1 pseudogene is annotated in these 2,539 nt (G+C 73.9%); it reads right to left on the reverse strand.

The annotated features are described in order from the left end of the window. Nucleotides 1-2,415 (reverse strand): annotated as a pseudogene (locus tag H0U68_RS08495) (hypothetical protein); the annotation flags it as partial. Between the last annotated feature and the right edge of the window lie 124 nt (nt 2,416-2,539).

A 2,539-nucleotide genomic window follows, 5' to 3' on the forward strand; every position in this document is an offset into this window, starting at 1 on the left:
TTCGTAGTCTTCCACGGCAACCGCGCGGTCGCGGTGGCGCAGCTGCTGCGTGCCGCGGTCGCGCGCCGCGCGCAGGTGCTCGGCCTGCGCGCCGCCGCTGGCCGCCAGCGGATTGCTCACCGACTCGACGTAGCCGACGCCGCTGTGCAGTTCGCGAATGGCGCCGGCCTCGGCGTTGCCGGCGATGCCGCCGCCGGTGACGTAGCTCACCGCGATGGGCGCACCCGCCGGCGGCGCGAAGCCGTCGGGGCCGGGAAAGCGGAACACGCCGCGCGCGCGCTCGACCACGTAGTGCCGGTCGCCGGGGCCGGAGACGTACAGGTGCGGCACCGGCAGCCAGCGCACCCACAGCGCGGTCTTGATGGATTTGTCCTGCGCGTCGGTTTCGAAGCGCAGGCGCTTGGGCGGAACGTCGGCGGCGGCGGTTTCCCAGTCGTCGCCGCGCCCGGCCCATTCGCGCACCTCGACCACCTCGCCGGCAAGCACCGGTACGCCGTTGCCGGGTAGGTCCAGCGCGCGCTCGAATTCAGCCACGCTGTTAGCCGCCGGATCGGCAGCGTCGGCCGCCGCTTCGCCGCCGCGCGGCGCGCGCGCGGCGGGCAGCGCGAACGACTGGTCCGGCTGGCCGTTGCTGATGCCCAGCGTGTCGCGTTCCACGCGCTGTCCCTGGCTGGCCCACACGGCGTTCAGCCAGGCGCCGCCCAGCTGCGCCCGGTAGTCCTGGCTGGCCAGGCCCGGCTTCAGCCGCGCGCGGATGCGGTAGAGCGCGCCGCCCAGGCCGTCGCGCGGCTGCATGTCGGGCGCGCCGATGAACTGCACCAGGCCGGTCTGGCGCAGGCCCTGCGTGGTGTCGCGCACCGACAGCTCGGTCCAGCCGCGTGCACCCCAGTAGTCCCACACGTAGGGCTGCGGGTCGACGTCGGCGGCCGGCACCTGCACGTGCACCAGCAGGCTGACCAGCGCCGCGGGCGGCCGCTCGGCAAAGCCGAAGTGCAGTGCCGGCGCGCGGTCGGACACCGGCTCGAACGGCGCGAACCCGCTGCGCGGCCAGTAGGCTTCTTCGCTGCGCTCGGCCAGCGCGAAGTCGTTTTCCGTGAGGCAGGCGTCCAGCGGCGCCGGGTTCGAGAAGTACAGGTAGCCGATGCGCAGGGACGCCACCACGGGCGGCTGCAGGGTGGCCGGCGTGCTGGTGACGACGTACTTGGCCGGATCGTTCGGGTCGGTGACCACCGACACGCCGAGCGGGCGGCCGTAGTCGCCCTGCGCCAGGCGCAGGCGCAGCCAGGCCTGCCTGTCGGCGTTGACCTCGCACTCGGCCCAGTCCTGCGGCGCGACGAAGCCGAGGGTCGATGCCGGCAGGCCCACGCCACCCGGCGCGGTGCCGGCGGTCAGCCCCTTGGTGCCGTCGGCGTATTCCTCGTTCGCGCCCAGGCCGACCCAGCGCGCGCCGTTGAAGTATTCGGCCTGCACGTCCAGCGTGCCGGCGGCCACGCCCAGCTGCGAGAACACGAAGCTCAGCTCCACCCGCGCGCCCTTGCGCGTGAACGCCTCCTTGCAGGCGATGTAGAAGGTGGCGAAGCGCTCGGGCCGGCTGCCGAAGGGATAGAAGTCCTTGCCGGTGTCGAGCTTGAAGTCGTCCTGCAGCGCGTTGTCGGGCGGCAGGTCGTTCTTGGCGTAGCCCACGCGCGCGCGCAGCACGTCCACCGTGGGCAGCGCGCCGCCGTCGTCGGCGCCTTCGGGGCGCAGCGGCGGCAGCGCGTCGGCCAGCTGCAGGAAGTCGCTGGCTGCCAGCGGCTGCAGCAGCCGGTCGAGCAGCACCGTGGTGTCGGTGGTGCCCATCACGGTGGCGCGGGCGACGCCGTCCAGCGTGACTTCGTCGCCGGGCAGCAGGTCGCGGCTGGCCTCCACCGTGACCTCGGTCCATTCGGGGTGGGTGGCGCCCGGGCGGTGGGTGGCGCCGTCGGTGCCGGTGGCGACGCGCGCCGCCGGCACGCGCTGCGAGACGCCGGCGCGGATCCAGTAGGCCGTGTGGCCACCCAGCGTTTCTTCCTTGCCGTCCGGCCCCGCCTGCTTGCCCAGGCTGATGCGGCCGTCGCGCGTGAAGCGTTCGGTGCGGTCCTCGATCAGCACCAGCGGCAGCCAGCCGTCGGCGCTCAGGTACTCCCAGTCCAGCAGCAGCGGGCGCAGCGCCTGGCTGCCCAGGCGGTTGTCGCGCGCGTCGGCGAAGTCGATGGTGATGTCGACCTGGGCCGAGCCGGCCAGGCGGAACAGGTCGGCGTGGCCCAGGTAGAGCCGGTGCGGCGTCTGGCGCATGCCGTCGAACACGGTGAAGCCGGACTGCAGCTGCGCGCCGTGGTCGCTGTAGCTGTCGGCCTGCGGGTCGACGCTGTACAGCGTGACCAGCCGCCCGCGCATGGCGGTGATCTCCTGCTCGGTGAAGAACTCCGGCGGCGTGCCCGCCGCTGCAGCGGTGCCGCTGTCCAGCGAAGGCGCGGGCGGCGGCAGCACCGCGGCCACGCGCGTGCCGGCCGGCACGGTG

The organism is Ramlibacter sp. (genome assembly GCF_013697775.1).
Classification (GTDB): domain Bacteria; phylum Pseudomonadota; class Gammaproteobacteria; order Burkholderiales; family Burkholderiaceae_C; genus Ramlibacter.